The organism is Devosia lucknowensis (assembly GCF_900177655.1).
GTDB classification, from domain to species: Bacteria; Pseudomonadota; Alphaproteobacteria; order Rhizobiales; family Devosiaceae; genus Devosia; species Devosia lucknowensis.
Map to the genome: position 1 here is coordinate 51226 of NZ_FXWK01000002.1, position 15936 is coordinate 67161.

The 15936-nt window shown below is 63.9% G+C and carries 12 protein-coding genes; 4 read left to right on the forward strand and 8 right to left on the reverse strand.

The genetic code is table 11. From position 1 onward, the window contains the following. Positions 1-19: 19 nt before the first annotated feature. Entirely contained in the window at positions 20-1918 is a 1899-nt protein-coding gene (locus tag CCK88_RS12665) for an ABC transporter ATP-binding protein (protein ID WP_086470980.1), read from the reverse strand. Beyond that, positions 1915-3681, reverse strand: coding sequence for an ABC transporter ATP-binding protein (locus tag CCK88_RS12670; protein WP_086471944.1), 1767 nt, complete (start codon positions 3679-3681; stop codon positions 1915-1917). The genes CCK88_RS12665 and CCK88_RS12670 overlap by 4 nt, the downstream gene beginning before the upstream one ends. Positions 3682-4056: 375 nt before the next feature. Between CCK88_RS12670 and CCK88_RS12675 the strand changes: the two genes are divergently transcribed. Then, positions 4057-4803, forward strand: coding sequence for a sulfite exporter TauE/SafE family protein (locus CCK88_RS12675; protein WP_086470981.1), 747 nt, complete (start codon positions 4057-4059; stop codon positions 4801-4803). A 26-nt stretch (positions 4804-4829) separates the two neighbouring features. After that, on the forward strand, positions 4830-5741 hold the full coding sequence (locus tag CCK88_RS12680) for a LysR family transcriptional regulator (RefSeq protein WP_210189947.1): 912 nt from the start codon (positions 4830-4832) through the stop codon (positions 5739-5741). Here CCK88_RS12680 and CCK88_RS12685 read toward each other — a convergent pair. Together CCK88_RS12685 and CCK88_RS12690 are read right to left on the reverse strand one after the other, a co-directional pair. Then, on the reverse strand, positions 5738-7489 hold the full coding sequence (locus tag CCK88_RS12685) for a diguanylate cyclase domain-containing protein (RefSeq protein ID WP_170926486.1): 1752 nt from the start codon (positions 7487-7489) through the stop codon (positions 5738-5740). The two genes, CCK88_RS12680 and CCK88_RS12685, sit on opposite strands and share 4 nt — an antisense overlap. A gap of 38 nt (positions 7490-7527) precedes the next feature. Further along, positions 7528-8358, reverse strand: a complete 831-nt coding sequence (locus tag CCK88_RS12690) for a sugar phosphate isomerase/epimerase family protein (RefSeq protein ID WP_086470984.1) — start codon at positions 8356-8358, stop codon at positions 7528-7530. Positions 8359-8487: 129 nt separating this feature from the next. Here CCK88_RS12690 and CCK88_RS12695 point away from each other — a divergent pair, with 129 nt between their 5' ends. Next, on the forward strand, positions 8488-9981 hold the full coding sequence (locus CCK88_RS12695) for an amino acid permease (RefSeq protein WP_086470985.1): 1494 nt from the start codon (positions 8488-8490) through the stop codon (positions 9979-9981). Here the strand turns inward: CCK88_RS12695 and CCK88_RS12700 are convergent. Genes CCK88_RS12700 through CCK88_RS12710 form a run of 3 tightly spaced genes read right to left on the reverse strand, consistent with a single transcriptional unit; the run spans position 9978 to position 12231 of the window. Beyond that, positions 9978-11042, reverse strand: coding sequence for a D-TA family PLP-dependent enzyme (locus CCK88_RS12700; protein ID WP_086470986.1), 1065 nt, complete (start codon positions 11040-11042; stop codon positions 9978-9980). The genes CCK88_RS12695 and CCK88_RS12700 overlap by 4 nt on opposite strands. Continuing rightward, positions 11039-11815, reverse strand: a complete 777-nt coding sequence (locus tag CCK88_RS12705) for an SDR family oxidoreductase (RefSeq protein WP_086470987.1) — start codon at positions 11813-11815, stop codon at positions 11039-11041. The genes CCK88_RS12700 and CCK88_RS12705 overlap by 4 nt, the downstream gene beginning before the upstream one ends. Before the next feature lie 32 nt (positions 11816-11847). Further along, complete coding sequence (locus tag CCK88_RS12710) at positions 11848-12231, reverse strand: RidA family protein (protein WP_086470988.1); 384 nt, start codon at positions 12229-12231, stop codon at positions 11848-11850. A gap of 172 nt (positions 12232-12403) precedes the next feature. Here CCK88_RS12710 and CCK88_RS12715 point away from each other — a divergent pair, with 172 nt between their 5' ends. Further along, positions 12404-13861, forward strand: coding sequence for a M81 family metallopeptidase (locus CCK88_RS12715; protein WP_086470989.1), 1458 nt, complete (start codon positions 12404-12406; stop codon positions 13859-13861). Positions 13862-13864: 3 nt separating this feature from the next. Here CCK88_RS12715 and CCK88_RS12720 read toward each other — a convergent pair whose 3' ends face one another. Next, positions 13865-15871, reverse strand: coding sequence for a beta-N-acetylhexosaminidase (locus CCK88_RS12720; RefSeq protein ID WP_086470990.1), 2007 nt, complete (start codon positions 15869-15871; stop codon positions 13865-13867). Between the last annotated feature and the right edge of the window lie 65 nt (positions 15872-15936).

Below are 15936 nucleotides of genomic sequence, written 5' to 3' on the forward strand. Positions count from 1 at the left end.
CAAATCCCGTTCGCCCAGATCAGGTGCTCGCCGCCCTGGCGTTTGCCTGTGCCACCAATTCGTCCGGAATGTCGTCGAAGCTGGCGTAGTTCATGTTGTAGAGACGGGAGTAGAGGCCGCCCAGGTCCATGAGCTGATCGTGGTTGCCTTCCTCGATCTTTTCGCCGTTCTGCAGCACGATGATGCGGTCCGCTCCACGGATGGTCGCCAGACGATGTGCGATCACCATACCGGTGCGGCCCTCGAGCAGGATTTCGAGCGCCTTCTGAATCTGCCGCTCGGTATAGCTGTCGATATTGGCAGTGGCCTCGTCGAGGACGAGGATCTTTGCGTCGGCCACAAGGGCGCGGGCAAAGCTGATGAGCTGCCGCTGCCCCAGCGACAGGTTCGACCCGCGCTGCTCGAGCATGGTGTCATAGCCCTTGGCGAACCGGGCGACGAAATCGTGCGCACCTACTGCCTTGGCAGCGGCGACGACATCCTCGCGCGTTGCCGAGCGCTTGTTGTAGCGGATGTTCTCGAAGATGGTTCCGGTGAAGAGGAAAGGCTCCTGCAGCACCATTGCCACCTGTTCACCCAGGGACTCCTGGGTGACATCGCGCACATCGTGGCCGCCGACAACCACTGCCCCGTCCTGCACGTCATAGAAGCGGTGCACCAGAGCCATGGCGCTGGTCTTGCCCGATCCGGTCGGCCCCACCAGGGCGATGGTCTCGCCCGGATTGACCTTGAAGGACACGTTCTTGAGCACGGGCCGCGCCGGATCGTAGCCGAAGACCACGTTCCGGAATTCGACGGATCCATCCATTTCGCCCGTGAGCCTGACGGCTTGGGGCTTGTCCTCGATCACCGTTGGCAGGTCGAGCACCTCGGTGATGCGGCGGCCGGACGTCATGGCGCGCTGCATGATCGAATACTGCATGGTCAGCGAGCGGATGGGGTCGAAGAAGCGCTGGATATAGAACAGGAAGGCGACGATGACGCCGACTTGCAGCGAGCCACCGAGCACCATGGCACCGCCGACGACCACCACGGTGGCCATGGAAATGCCGGTCAGCGTGTCGACGATCGGCACCATGACCTGCGCGTATTTCGACCCGGTCAGCTGGGTGCGGAGGTTGTGGTAGGCCTTGTCGTCATAGAGATCGAAGTTGACCTTCTGGCGATCGAGGTTCTGCACCGTTCGCACGCCATTGATGCCTTCGGCCATGGCGCCAGCGGTCAACGAGTTTGTCTCGTGCGCCGCCCAGAACGCCCGCTTGGCCGGGGGCAGCCAGAAGATGCGGATGATGAAGAGGATCGGCATGGTGACCAGCGTCAGCAGCCCGAGCCACGGATCAAGGCTGAGCAGCACCACGATGATGCCACCCAGGAGAACGATGTCGCCGACCGACACGACCGAGGTTTCGAGAAATTCCTGCATGGAATTGACGTCGCCCTGCAGGCGGCTCATCAGGCGCCCGACTTCGGTCTTGTCCATGAAGCTCAGCGACACGCGCTGCAATTGCGCGAACATGGCACGGCGCATGTCGAAGAGAACGTTCTCGGCGACTTGACCGACCTGCGTCTCCTGGACATAGGACGCGCCAAAATTGAGCAGTACGGCAACGGCGAAGGCCACGACTGCCCGCATCAGGTTGGACGGATCGCCACCAGCCACCAGCGCCGTATCCACCGCGTTGCCAATGATCAGCGGAATGGCGAGCTGGGTGCCGGTGAAGACCAGTACGGCCATGACCGAAAGGTAGATCTTGGCACGATAGGGCCGCACATAGGCCCAGATGCGTCGCACCGTCTTGGGGTCATACGCCTTGCCAAAGACTTCTTCCTCGATGCGGTGGCTGCCGACGCTGGCGCGGGGCGGCCGTTGCCCGGGGAAGGCTGCGGCTTCGCGGTCTTCGTCATCGACGGCGCTCATTGGGCTGCCTCCAGATCGTCCGCGGGTCGGGTCTGCAGATCATAGAGCGCGCGGTAGCGGCCAGCCTGAGCCAGGAGCTCATCGTGGCTGCCGCGTTCGACGATGCGGCCATCCTCGAGGAAGAGAATGAGATCGGCATGCATAAGAGATGACAGGCGATGCGCGATGATCATGGTCACACGATCGCTGGCGTAGCGCCGAATGGCGGAGCGAATGCGATGTTCGGTTCCGGCATCGATGGCGGCGGTGGAATCGTCAAACACCATGACAGCGGGCTTGAGGACCAGCGACCGCGCGATGGACAGGCGCTGCCGCTGCCCACCCGAGAGCGAGACACCGCGCTCGCCCACGACCGTGTCGTAGTCGGCCGGCAGGCCCATGATGTAGTTGTGCAGCTGGGCGCTTTCGGCGGCCCGCTCGATCTTGCGCTCCTTGGCCCAGGGATCGCCATAGGCAATGTTGTTCTCGATGGTGGTGGTGAAGAGGAACGTGTCCTGCTGCACCACTGCCACCGACCGCCTGAGGCTTTGCAGCGTCACGTCTCTGATATCCTGACCATCAATGGTGATGCGGCCAGAGCCGACGTCGTAGAAGCGTGGCATGAGGTGGGCAAGCGTGGATTTGCCGCTGCCGGGCGCACCGACGATGCCGATGGTCTGGCCGGGACGCGCCTCGAAGCTGATCCCATTGAGCGCGGGCACCGATGCTCCGGGATAGGTGAAGTGGACATCCTCGAACTTGAGCACGCCATCGCTGATGCCGAGAGGCGTGGCTCCGGGACGGTCGGCGATCTCCTCGGGCGCGTCGAGCAGCGCGTAGAAGCGATGGCCGCAAGTCGAGGCGCGCGCATAGGAATTGACCATGAGGCCAAGCTGGCGCACCGGCATCTGCAGGATGGTCATGAAGGTCAGGAAGCTGGCGAGGGTGCCGACGCTCATCTCGCCGGCGATGACCTTGTTGCCGCCGAACCAGAGCACCAGGCCCATGGCTGCAAAGAAGGAGAAGGTCATCATGGAGGTGTTCTTGACGCGAACCTGCACGCGCTCGTGCGCCAGCTGCAGGGCATCGGTGGATGCATCGTCGAACTTTTCAAGCTCGTGCCTCTGCCCCGAAAAGGCCCGGACGACGCGGATGCCGCCCAGATTTTCCTCCATGACCCGCGTCAGCACCGAGAGCTTTTCCTGCAGCACCATCCAGGTGGCGCGCAGGGTGAGTTGCGCGACCGACGAGCGCCAGGCGACGAAGGGCACGAAGCTCAGTGCCAGCAGACCAAGGACCAGGTCGGTCGAGATAAGCATCCAGGCGCCGACACCGATCAGCACGGCGAGCAGGACGGTGCGGACCAGACCTGTGGCGAAGAACATCCTCAGCCCATCGAGATCGAGCAGGCCCAGGGTGATCAGATCGCCCGAATGAACCCTGTCGTGGTAGGAATAGGAGAGCCGCTGGACCTTGTCGTAAAAGGCCAGCCGCAGTTCGTAGCCGACATGATGGCCGACGCTTTCGGAATAGTAATTCTGGACCAGCGTGAACATGCCGCGCGCGACCGAGACCACCAGAAGCGTCACTGCGGTCCAGATCAAAGCCTGTTGAGCGCCCTCTCCGGCAACGGTGAGCACGTTTTGCGCCTGATCGATGGCCTGCCCCAGGAGGCGGGGGATCAGCAGCTGCAGGATAGAGGCGACCACGGTCGCACCGATGGCCAGGCTCGCCTGAAACGGGTGCCTGAGTGAAAATAGGGAGATGCGCATCAAGGGACCCATGCCCTTTCCGGCATGAGCAGCTGCAACATGTTCCCGAGCATCGCCGCGTGCACGATCGCGACCAGCCTTGAGGGTAATCAAGGAAGTATCCAGACGTCAGTTAGGTGGGGCCCAGATGGGAGGCGGGAGGTCCGTCGGCCGGCAGCCGGGCAAATCAAAAAGTACTCGCGCGCCTATAAAAGTCGGAATGGGCCTACCATTCAAGATGCAAATTGCGCAAAAAATGCGATGGCACGACGATTGTGACAGCGTGTCAACGGTCGGACATGCGTGTGAACCCCGTTCGAGACGGCGCTGGGGGCTTGTCGACCAATGGCATGACCCCATGCCACAAACGAAGTGGCGAAGGGCCGCGCTTGGGTCCATCACTAGGTCATGTTCGCGCCCCTGACCCTCGCCCTTGTTGCCCTATCGGTGTTCCTTACGTCCACGCTTTCGGGGGTGTTCGGCATGGCGGGGGGATTGGTCCTGCTTGCCGTCCTGCTGACCTTCCTGCCCGTGGCGACCGCCATCGCCGCGCAGGGCGCCATCCAGATCGTTGCCAACGGTTCGCGCGCCTGGTTCAGCCGCAAGCATATCGACTGGCGTGTCCTCAGCATCATCTGCCTCGGCCTCGCCGCAGCAGCGCTTGTGCTTTTCATCCTGCGCTACACACCCGACCTCGCCACCGTGTGCATCGCCATCGGCCTGATGCCGATCCTGGTCTGGATCCCCAAGGACTGGCTGGCGCTCGACGCGCAAAAGCCGCTGCATGCGTTTCTCTGTGGCTTTTTCGGTGGGGGGCTCAATCTTGCCGTGGGCGTGTCGGGACCGACCGTCGACATCTTCTTCATCCGCACGCCGATGGATCGCCACACGATCATCGCCACAAAGGCGGCGACGCAGGTGATTTCGCATGCGTCCAAGGTGGTGTTCTACGGCGGGATGGCGGCAGCCATGGGCCAGGGCGACTGGATCATGGTGCTGGTGGCCGCGCCCTTCGCCATCGCCGGCACCAATCTGGGTTTCCACATCCTGCAGCGCATGACGGACGACGGCTTCCGCCATTGGACGCGATGGGTCGTAACGGCCATTGGATTATTCTATTTCGGCCGCGGCGTCGTCTTGCTCGCGGGGTACTAATGGGTATGGTGCCGGTGGGAGACGACATGGCACCATTCGACAGCGTTACTGCACGGCTTATCCTGCTTCTGGCAGAAACCGGCTCCATTGGCCGCGCTGCGGAGCGTGAGGGCATAGCTTCCTCGGCCGTCAGCCGGCGCGTCTCGGACCTCGAGGGCCGCCTCGGCGTCGTCCTCTTCGATCGCTCCGCCCACGGCGTGAAGCTGACCAAGGCCGGCGAAGCCTATGCCGACGGCTGCCGTACCGTGCTCCGCTCCATCGCAGACCTCGATGCCATCATGGACGATTTCGGCTCGGGCCAGCGCGGCAGCCTGCGACTGGCCTGCACCAGTTCGGCGCTGACCGGCCGGCTGCCGGAGTTGCTCGCCAAGTTTGCCGGCAAGTTTCCCGGCATCGAGATCGCCATTTCCGAGATGGGCGCCGCCAAGGCCTTGCTGGCGCTGGACGAAGGCCAGGCCGATATCGCCATCGTTTCGGACAATTACGACTTCTCGCGTTTCGACATCCGCCCGTTCGAGGACGAGCGGGTCTGGGTGCTGGTGCCGCCCGAACATGACCTGGTGGCACAGATCGAGCCGCGCAAATCTGTCGCGTTCGCGACTGTGATGACCTATCCGGTGGTGGGCATTCACCATGCCGGGTCGCTCGATCGGCTGTTGACCGAAGCGGCCGAGAAGCAAGGGCACAAGCTGACGGAAGCGCTGCGGGTCGAGAGCTTTCCGGCGCTGGTGCGCATGGTCGAGGCAGGGTTCGGGATCGGCTTCCTGCGCTCTACGAGCCTGCACCTGCTGGCGGGTACCGACCTCGTCTGTGCCCCGCTGGCCGAGAAGTGGGCCATGCGCCAGTTGCTGGTAGCCCGGCGCAAGTCGAGCCCGCTTTCGGCCGCGATGAAAAGCTTCGTGGCCCTGGCCGGCGAGACCTACCTGCCGTCGGCCTAGCCGCCGTTCATTTCGGCGAAGGTGACCACGCAGGCCCTGCCGCGCGCCTTGGCGGCATAACAGGCCGCATCGGCCTCACCGAGAAAGCCGAGCGGGGAAGCGGGTTCGCTCGTGATCGCCGTCACCCCGGCGCTGGCGCTGATCTGGTATGGCCGGCCGGCCCAGGTAAAAACCAGCGCCGCGATGGCGCGGACGATCTTGCCGGCCACGTCGCGCCCATGCGTCAGCGGGCAGCCATTGAGGATGATGGCGAACTCGTCGCCGCCGATCCGCGCGGCCATGTCGTGACTGCGGCAGACGCCCTTGATGGTCTGGGCCACCTGGCGCAGCAGTTCGTCGCCGGCCGCATGTCCGGCAGAATCGTTGACCGGCTTGAAGCGATCCAAGTCGAGATAGACCAGGCAATGGTCGCGTTGCCCACTGCGCGCTTCGGCGATGGCGTCGGTGAGCGCACGTTCAAAAGCGGCGCGGTTGGGCAGGCCGGTCAGTTCGTCATGGGCCGCGGAATGCGCCAGCTGGCGCTGCAGGGCGCGGCTCTGGGTGACATCCTGGAAGACCAGGACCGCACCGGCCAGCACGCCATCGGCGGTCATCACGGGAGCGGCGGTGCAGCGCACGTCGCGCTGTTCCCCGTCCTGCCCGAAGAGAATGCCGTCATCGTCCACGCGGATGACGCCCTGCTTTTCAAAGCAACTCCAAACAGGACAATCGAGCACGTCGCCGCTGCGCTCACTGCGGAGCCGGAAGACGTCGCGTACCGGTTTTCCCCTGGCCTCGACGGCAGTGACCCCGGTCAGTTGCTCGGCAGTGCGGTTCATGAACTCGATGTGACCCGTCGCATCGGCAGCGATCATGCCATCGGCAATGGATTCGAGCGTGACCCTCAGCCGCTCCTTTTCAGCCGCCAGTTCAAGTTCGATGGTCTTGATATGGGTGATGTCGGTGTCGGTGCCCACCGCGCGCAGCACCGTGCCGTGCTCATCCCACTCGATGGGGCCGCCGCGGCTGAGGATCCACACGTAGTCTCCCTGACGGGTCTTTTCGCGGTATTCGAGGATATCGAAGCCCTGCTCACCCTGACCTTGCCGGCGGGCAATCTCGCGCATGCGCGGCACGTCGTCGGGGTGCATGCGATCGTACCATTCGCTGTCGTGCTTGGCCCCGATTTCCTCGTCTTCCGGTATGTGCCGCATGGTGCGCCACATCTTTGAATAATACATGTGGTCACGACGCATGTCGTAGTCCCACACGCCCTGCCGCGCACTTTCAAGCGCCGAATTCCAGCGGCGCTCGGAGTAGATCAGCGCGGCCTCGGCCTGCTTCTGCAGTTCGATATCGGTTAATTGCAGGATGATGCAGGGCTCGCCACCAGCTTCGCCCTCGACCAGCTGCGCGTCGAGCAAGACCCAGATGGGTGCGCCATCGCTATGCTGCACGCGCTGTTCACCGCGAAAGCTCGATGCCTCGCCACGCCAGAGCCTGTCGCATTGCAGTGACACGGCCAGGCCATCACCCGACTGGAAGTAAGAACCCAATTCTTCCGGCGCCGCGGCATCTACCGAGACGCCGACCAAGGCCCGGGCCGCGCGATTGCAGAAAACGACCGTGCCGCCTCGCTCCAGCAGCAGCATGGGGACCGGCGCCAGGTCGAGCACCTTTGAAATGGACTGCATTGTCCGCCCGAAGCGGACAGCATCCGAAGTCTGCGCTGCGGAAGAACTGGTGCCCATGGCAAGATCATCGGGCATCTGGCTTAACAACTCATTGGGGTTGAAGCAGAAATCGCTCAGCCAATTCGACTTGTGATGAAGTCGCGTTCTTCGGCAAGACCTGACCATTCCCCAGGATGATCGGCGTCGAAAATCAGGGTGTAGGGTCCGCGGTAGCCCGCCTCCTCCGCGACACCGACGCAGAGACCGTAATCCGCTTCGTCGAGCTGACCATCGGCAAAGCTGGCCTTGGCGTGGCAAAGACTGGCGCGCGGGAAGATGGACTTCAACCCATCGTACTTGTCCGGGCCCGTCCAGTTGCCGAAATCGGCCAGGAGGCCGACCTGCCCCTCGAGGCGATCGAGCAGCTCGTGCACGGCCTCCGGGGTCGAGAGCAGGTCGAACCAGTTCTCGGTGACGAGCTTGACCGGCGAGCCGGCATTGACCGCCAGCAACTCATGGAAGCCGGCCACCGAACGCGCAAGAGTTTCGGGCGACGGCTTCTGCTTGCCTGCAATGACGCGGGCATTCTCCGCGCCCAGCGCCTGCGCCACCTCCAGCCATCCCGCGATCCAGCGGGTGTCGCGCTGACCGTCTATCGGATCGGTCATATCTCCTGCGTCGATCAGCAGGGTCTGCAGGATCACGCCCGAAACGTCGAGCTGATTGCGCAGTTCGGCAAGGTAGATGGGGTCGCGGCTGCGCAGGTGGAAGGAAACCACCTCGAGACGGTGATAGCCGTGATTGGCGAGCACTGAAGGAAGACCGAGCAGGGATTCCTCGCCCTCACCATAGCGATCGTCGCCATCGCTGACCGCATCGGTGGACAGATCGTGCGGGTAGATCGTGCCCAGGAGGCGGTGCAGCGACCAGGTGGAGACGGCGATGCGCTGGTTGGTGTCGGCCATTGTAGGACTCCTTGTTGTTGAGCCAACAGTTCCATGAGGTTGCAGCCGAAGCAAGGCACCGACGAATCGTTGACTTGCGTGGCGCTACATGTCCCTCGTGACGCTTCGGGCGCAGCGGGAGCCAAGGCGATGAGCGAGACAAAGGTCGGTGGCGGGGTAGCCTATGCGCATCGCGACCAAGCCTATTTCGATCGCCGCGGCCTGTTGCGCCATGCCAATGCCTGGCACCTCTGGGCGCTCGGCGTCGGCGCCGTCATTTCCGGACATTTCTCAGGCTGGAACGGCGGGCTGCTGCAGGGCGGTTGGGGAGGCATGCTGGTCGCCACGCTGATCATCGGCGTGATGTATCTGGGACTGACCTTTGCCATTGCCGAAATGAGCCCGGCCCTGCCCCATACCGGCGGCGCCTACTCGTTCGCCCGCACCGCCATGGGCCCGTGGGGCGGTTTCCTGACCGGCCTTACCGAAAACGTCGAATATGTGCTGGCGCCAGCCGTGGTCGCGTTCTTCATTGGCTCGTATATGAGCGGCATTTTCGAAACGCCGGACAGCTGGCAACCCGCCTGGTGGATCGGATGCTATGTGGTTTTCGTCGGCTTCAACATGTGGGGCGTGGCGCTCAGTTTCCGCGTCACGCTGATCGTCACGCTATTGGCGCTGCTCTGCCTCGCGGCCTTCTGGATCTCGGCCTTGCCGCACGTGGATTTCGGGCGGTTTGCGCTTGATGTCGGCCCCGGAGGTGTGTTGCTGCCCGAGGGGCATGGGCCATTGCTGCCCAATGGCATCATGGGCGTGTTCATGGCCTTGCCCTTTGCCGTCTGGCTTTTCCTTGCCATCGAACAATTGCCGCTGGCCGCCGAGGAAAGCATGGATCCAAAGCGCGACATGCCGCGCGGCATCCTGCTGGGCTTTCTCACCCTGTCGGTTTCGGCGCTGGCCATTCTCACCCTCAACCCTTCGGTGGCGGGCATCGGAAGCCATGCTTTGGGGGCATCGGGCGAGCCGCTGCTCGATGGTTTCCGGGCCATCTATGGCGATGGCCCTGCCAAGATTCTCGCGCTGGTGGCGGTCCTCGGCCTTGTCGCCTCGTTTCACTCGATAGTTTTCGCGCAAGGGCGCCAGATCTTCTCGCTGAGCCGTGCCGGTTACTTCCCGACATTCCTGTCGGTCACGCATGACCGGCGGCGCACACCGCACCTGGCCATGGTGTTTGGCGCTATCGTGGGCCTTGGCGTCCTCAACGCGATCTGGTTTCTCGCGGGCGAAGACGAGCGGGGGTCGATCATCGGCTTCACACTACTCAACATGGCGGTGTTCGGTGCCATGCTGAGTTACATCATGCAGGCGCTGAGCTTTATCCTGCTGCGGCGCAACCACCCCGATATCGTCCGACCGTTCCGCAATCCGCTCGGCATTCCCGGCGCCGTCGCCACCATCGCCATTGCCGCCGTGACCCTGTTCATCCAGGTCGTGGGGGATCCGACCTATCGCGCCGGTATCGCGGGCGTCGCTATCTGGTTTGCGATCTGCATCGCCTATTTCGCGCTGTTCGGCCGGCACAGGCTGATCCTGTCGCCGGAAGAGGAATTCGCCCTCGAGAACGGACGGCGACGAAAGGCCTAGTCGACGCGTCCGCGCGCCGCCACGTCGAGCGTTTCGACCAGTTCCCCGCCGCGCACGAGATTGACGCGATCGAATAGGTTGGTCACCGGGCAGCAGTGATTGGGAACGATGCGTATACGCTCGCCGATAGCGGGCTTTCGCGCGCAGGCCGAGACATCGAGCGTTCCATGCTCCTCGCTGAGCCCGACCAACTTGGCCTCGGGGAAGTCCACCACATGGCCGTGCCCGACAAGGCCGAGCAGATCGCTGGTGAGTGCCTTGGACCCGGCGTCGATGATGGCGCGGTTTTCGGTCGGGCGGGACACGACGGTGGCGAGCACCGTCAGGGCACAATCCTCGAGGGTGGCGGCGCCGGCCGCCACCTGGGAGCGGTCCATGTAGATATATGTCCCCGGGCGATATTCGGTGGCCACGCGGGCCGCTTCGTCCATGTGCCAGATATCCGGAGTGCCGCCGGTGGTGATGGCCGGGATATCAACCCCTGCGTCCGCGAAGACTGCCCTGGCATCGGATAGCCATTTCGCGGCAAGGTCGTACTTTCCGGCCGCCGGATAGGTCATCAGCCCCGCAAAGACGAGGCCGGGCGTAGCCATGATGGTCCGCGCCAGATCGAGTGCGGCCTGGGGAGACTGCACCCCGCAGCGCCCCATGCCAGTATCGCATTCGACGAAGACACAGAGCGGGCGGCCGGGATCGACGAAGGTTGCGCCCAGACCGGCCACGCATTCGGCACTGTCCGCAACGGTGCGGATGGTGACCCGCTGATGCAGGGCCTCGAGACGCTTGAGCTTGGCCGCCCCGATGATGTTGAACGTCAGCAGCAGATCGGTGAGGCCGGCATCGGCCATCACTTCGGCCTCACCCAGCTTCTGCACGGTTATGCCGACGGCGCCCAGGTCGATCTGGCGCCTGGCGAAATAGGGCAGCTTGTGGGTCTTGATATGAGGCCGCAACGCAATGCCCGCTGCGTCTGCGGCATCCTGCGCCCGTTTTAGATTGGCTTCGGCGCGGTGGAGATCGATGAGCACGGCAGGCGTGTCGAGGTCAGCGATATGTGTCATTTGCCTCTCAGGACGTCGTTGACGAAGCGCAGGTTTCCCGCCGTCAGGCCCGCATCGACGGGGATGGTCACTCCCGTGATACCCGATGCGGCATCCGACGCAAGGAAGAGAGCGGCGTTGGCGACTTCCTCCGGGCTGACCATGCGTCCCAGGGGATAATGGGGCAGCACATCGTCAAGCAGGGCCGGATTGGCCGCGAGCCGATGGTCCCAGGCAGGGGTACGGACAGAACCGGGCGCCACGACATTGGCGCGCACGCCTTCGCCACCCCGTTCCACGGCAATGGCCTTGGCATAGGCGACGAGGCCCGCCTTGGCCGCAGAATAGGCCGGATTGCCATAGTGCTGCAGGGCATTGACCGAGGAAATGAACACCACGTTGCCCGATCCGCGCCGGGCCATGGCATCGGTAATGGGGTCGACCAGCGCGTAGGCACCATTGAGATTGATCGCCAATTCACTGGCCCAGACCGCGTCGTCCAACTGACCCAGATGCTCGGCGCGGGTGAACCCGGCATTGGCGATTACGGCGTCGACGACGCCGTGGGCCGCGATGTCGGCCAGAATGGCGGCCCGGGTGGCCTTCGGGTCGGCCTGGTCGAACACGATTGTTCGCGCCAGCGGCAGTCCTTCGAGCGAAGTTTGCTCCCGGTCGGCGCCGACGACACGGGCCCCGGCCGCATGAAAAAGGGTCACCAGCGTCTGGCCGATACCGCCGCCGGCTCCGGAGATGAGGACGGTTCTGCCCTCGAAACGGAAGGGAGATTGGGACATCTGTGCTTGTTCCTCGACCGCAGTTCCGGGGGCTAGGGCCCCTTGTAGGCGACGCATTCTATCTCGACCTTGCAGTCCACCATCATGTGGCTCTGCACGCAGGCGCGCGCCGGTGGGTGCTCGCCGAAATAGCTCTTGTAGACGGCATTGAAGCTCCAGAAGTCGCGGGGATCGTCAAGCCAGACGCCGCACCGCACGACATGCTCAAGCCCGTACCCGGCCTCTTCAAGAATGGCGATGACATTCCGGATGGTGAGGTGGGTCTGCTCGACAATGCCGGTCCCGACGATTTCGCCGTCCTTCATGGCGACCTGGCCCGATACGTATAGCCAGCCACCGGCTTCCACCGCGCGGGCAAAAGGCAGGTTCTGTCCACCGGCGCCTGATTTGTCCGCACCATAGCGCTTGATCGGCATTTTCGCCTCCAATGTGAAACTGAATTTCTTCCATTTCCAGAAATATCGTGATCGATCGGCATTTTGGAGAGGGTGACGCCCGCAAAATGTAAATTTCTTACGTGAAATGGCGAATTTCATGGTGTAGCGTATATGCTGCCCTCTGGGCGTCCCGCACATCCGGAATTCGTCCTTGCGCATTTTCACCGCGGCTCTCGCTACCGAAACCAATACGTTTTCGCCCATTGCCATCGACAAGCGGGCCTTCGAGGCGTCCCTGCATGCCAAGCCGGGACTTCATCCGGCGACGCCGACCCTGTGCACCGCGCCGATCACCGTGGGCCGCGAGGTCTGCGCGCGGGAAGGCTGGACGCTGATCGAGGGCACGGCAAGCTGGGCAGATCCGGCCGGGCTCGTGGCGCAGGCGACCTACGAGGAATTGCGCGACGAGATCATCGGGCAGTTGCAGGACGCTATGCCCGTCGATGCCGTGGTGCTCGGTCTGCACGGCGCCATGGTGGCGCAGGGTTACGACGATCCGGAAGGCGATCTCCTGAGCAGGGTGCGCGCCATTGTCGGCCCCGATGTGCTCGTCTGCGCAGAGCTCGATCCGCACAGTCATCTCACCGAAAAGCGGGCGGAAGCGGCCGATTTCTTCGTCTACTTCAAGGAGTTCCCGCATACCGATTTCGTCGATCGGGCGCGGGATTTGTGGGCGATTGCGGTGCGGACGCTCAAGGGCGACGTGCGACCGGCGATGAGCGTGTTCGACTGCCGCATGATCGACGTGTTCCCCACGAGCAAGCAGCCGATGCGGGGATTTGTGGACAGGCTATCAACATTGGAAGCCACCACCGAGGGGCTGCTGTCACTCTCGGTGGTTCATGGCTTCATGGCGGGCGATGTTCCCGAGATGGGAACCAAGATCGTCGCCGTCACCGACAACCGTCCTGACCTCGGCGCGGCGCTCGCGAGCCAACTGGGCATGGAGCTCTTCGCCATGCGCGGGACGTTCATGGTCAGCCAGGTGGACGAGGCCACGGCCGTGTCGGCAGCACTGGCCGCGCCGCGGGGTCCCGTGGTCATCGCCGATGTCTGGGACAATCCCGGAGGGGGCACCGCCGGCGACGCAACGGTGATCCTGGCAGAACTCATGGCGCGCGGCGCCGGGGACGTGGCCGTGGGCACGATCTGGGACCCGATCGCTGTCCAGATCTGTTTTGCCGCCGGCGAAGGCGCGGTGATCCCGCTCAGGTTCGGTGCCAAGTCAGCGCCGTTCACCGGCAGCCCGATCGATGCGCAGGTGACGGTCAGGCGCCTGGTGCGCAATGCCGAGATGAAATTCGGCGACAGCTTCGCGCCGTTCGGGGACGCCGCCTGGGTGCATTTCGACGGTATCGACGTGATCCTCAATTCCACCCGGGCGCAGAGTTTTGATCCGAGCCTCTTCTCGGCGCTGGGTATCGACCCGACGGACCGCAAGATCCTGCTGATCAAATCGACCAACCACTTTTACGAATCGTTCTCGAAAATCGCTTCCGAGATCGTCTACTGCTCGGCCGGAAAGCCCTACCCGAACCGCCCTGCGGAGACGGACTACCGCAAGGCGCGACGGACCATCTGGCCCATGGTGGACGATCCCTGGCGGTAGGCTCTACTCGGCGGCCCAATGGCCGTACATGATCGGCATCAGGCCCACGAGCGACTTGAACCGCTCCCAGCTCTTGCGCTCCGGCAGCGTCCATCCGGATTCGGCCACAGCTGAAAGCCGCGGAAACACCAGGCGATCGAAGATGGCGCGGTCGGTCATGGACTCGCTCCAGATGCAGGACTGAATGCCCAGCAGGTGCTTCAACCCGGCCTCCGAAAAACCGGCGCGCGCTTCGAACTCGTAGGTTTCCTGCGGCCCGGACCAGCCGGCCCATCCGGCGCCGGGCTCCGCCCAGGAAACGCCATTGGCCATGTCGAGGTAGTAACGCTGCCCGGGCGACACGACGATGTCGAAGCCGCGCTCGGCCAATGCCGCGTTGATCTCGACATTGCGCCAGCCGATCACATAGGCCTTGTCCCTCGCCACCGCATCGCCATGCGCGGCCTCTTCCCAGCCGCCGGTGATGGCGCCCTTTTCGGCGATGTAGCGATGGACCCGCCTGATGAACTCCGCCTGGAGGATCGCGGTGGGCGAGCCCTCGATCTCGTCGGCGCCGTGGTGATTGCCGAGCTGGTTGTATTGCGCCTCATGCTTCTGGCGCATCGCCGGGCCCGCCAGCCTTTCCAGCATGTCGAGCGCCAGCGGCGAGCCGGACCAGGCCGCGAGCGGCACTTCGTCGGCACCGAGATGGAAGATGCCGGCGGGGAAAAGCTCCAGCGTCTCGTCGATCACCTTCTCGATGAAGGTGTAGACCGGTTCGTGCGCGGGGTTGAGGCTGTTGTTGGGAAACCCCTGCACCGACTGGTATTCGCCGGTTTCGGCGGGATCGCGCAATTCGGGCACGGCCTGCAGCGCAGCGTAGAAGTGCCCCGGCATGTCGATCTCGGGAATGACCGCCATCGCCAGATCGTCCGCGAGCGCCACGATCTCGCGCACAGCGGCCTTGCTGTAGTAGCCGCCGGTGGGTTGCGGCCCCGAGCCCAGGAGCGGCGGCAAGGCCTTGCCGTGCCCGCGCCACGCAGCGACTTCCGTGAGTGCGGGATAGGCGTCGATTTCGAGGCGCCAGGCCTCGTCCTCGGTCAGGTGCCAGTGGAACCGGTTCATCTTGTTCCAGGCCATGATGCGGATCAGCCGGCTGACCTCGGCCGTGGTGTAGAACTGGCGCGCCACATCCAGATGGCTGCCACGGAAACCGAAACCCGGTTCGTCGTTGATGACGCCGCCAGTCGGCCAGGTGAAGGTGCCCGGATATTGCCGCGCCCCGCGCAGCATGTGGCCGAGGGTAACAAGGCCGTAGAAGAGACCGGCATAGGTGCTGGCGGAAATGCCGGCGCTGTTTTCGGCAAAGGCGATCTCGTAGGCCTCCTCGCCAAGACCCGGCTTCTCATTGACGTAAACCGCCATGCCGCCCTCGGACGCCGGTCGCACCAAGGCTTCCACCGGGAACAGTTCCGCGGTCAGATCCGAAAAGGCGTCGGCGGCGCGGACGGCGAGGTCGCCTTCGGGCCTGAGATCCAGCCCCACCGGAGAAACGCGCGCGCCCGTCGTTGCGACATGCCGGGGCCAGGGAATGATCGAATGTGCTACCGGCGCCTTCGCGGGGACTGGGAAGCGAGCCGCCCCCTTGAGCAGCGGCGCGTTGTGTCCCTTGCCCCGGGTGGGCGCGGTTGGCACGGAGACCACGGTTCCGTCTTCGAGGACGACATAGGCTGCGTTGGCGCCGTCGCTCCAGTGGCGCAGACCATAGGACAGGCCCCGCGCCGTTGCGGTCCAGGTTTCGCCCGGCTGCAGCACGAATCCATCCGGCGGAGCGATCAGCGTGTGATTGGAGAGACGCTCGAGCAGCTTACCATTTTCCAGGGTCGCGTGCGGATCGATGCGTGCAGGCCCGGAGAAACCGACGCGAAAATTGCGCAGCGGAACGTCACCGTTGTTTGTCAGCTCGATGCCATAGCCAAGCGGCTCGCTGTCGGTGGCGGGGGACCAGGTGGTGACGAGGGAAAATGGCATATCTAGACCTGACGTTGAATATTGGGAGGTCGTCTTTGCCTGGGTTGACCGGGCAATCCAGGGCG

Coding starts and splice junctions, on each gene's coding strand:
- CCK88_RS12665 (WP_086470980.1), bottom strand. CDS start 1,918: ATGAGCGCCGTCGATGACGAAGACCGCGAAGCCGCAGCCTTCCCCGGG.
- CCK88_RS12670 (WP_086471944.1), bottom strand. CDS start 3,681: ATGGGTCCCTTGATGCGCATCTCCCTATTTTCACTCAGGCACCCGTTT.
- CCK88_RS12675 (WP_086470981.1), top strand. CDS start 4,057: ATGTTCGCGCCCCTGACCCTCGCCCTTGTTGCCCTATCGGTGTTCCTT.
- CCK88_RS12680 (WP_210189947.1), top strand. CDS start 4,830: ATGGCACCATTCGACAGCGTTACTGCACGGCTTATCCTGCTTCTGGCA.
- CCK88_RS12685 (WP_170926486.1), bottom strand. CDS start 7,489: ATGCCCGATGATCTTGCCATGGGCACCAGTTCTTCCGCAGCGCAGACT.
- CCK88_RS12690 (WP_086470984.1), bottom strand. CDS start 8,358: ATGGCCGACACCAACCAGCGCATCGCCGTCTCCACCTGGTCGCTGCAC.
- CCK88_RS12695 (WP_086470985.1), top strand. CDS start 8,488: ATGAGCGAGACAAAGGTCGGTGGCGGGGTAGCCTATGCGCATCGCGAC.
- CCK88_RS12700 (WP_086470986.1), bottom strand. CDS start 11,042: ATGACACATATCGCTGACCTCGACACGCCTGCCGTGCTCATCGATCTC.
- CCK88_RS12705 (WP_086470987.1), bottom strand. CDS start 11,815: ATGTCCCAATCTCCCTTCCGTTTCGAGGGCAGAACCGTCCTCATCTCC.
- CCK88_RS12710 (WP_086470988.1), bottom strand. CDS start 12,231: ATGCCGATCAAGCGCTATGGTGCGGACAAATCAGGCGCCGGTGGACAG.
- CCK88_RS12720 (WP_086470990.1), bottom strand. CDS start 15,871: ATGCCATTTTCCCTCGTCACCACCTGGTCCCCCGCCACCGACAGCGAG.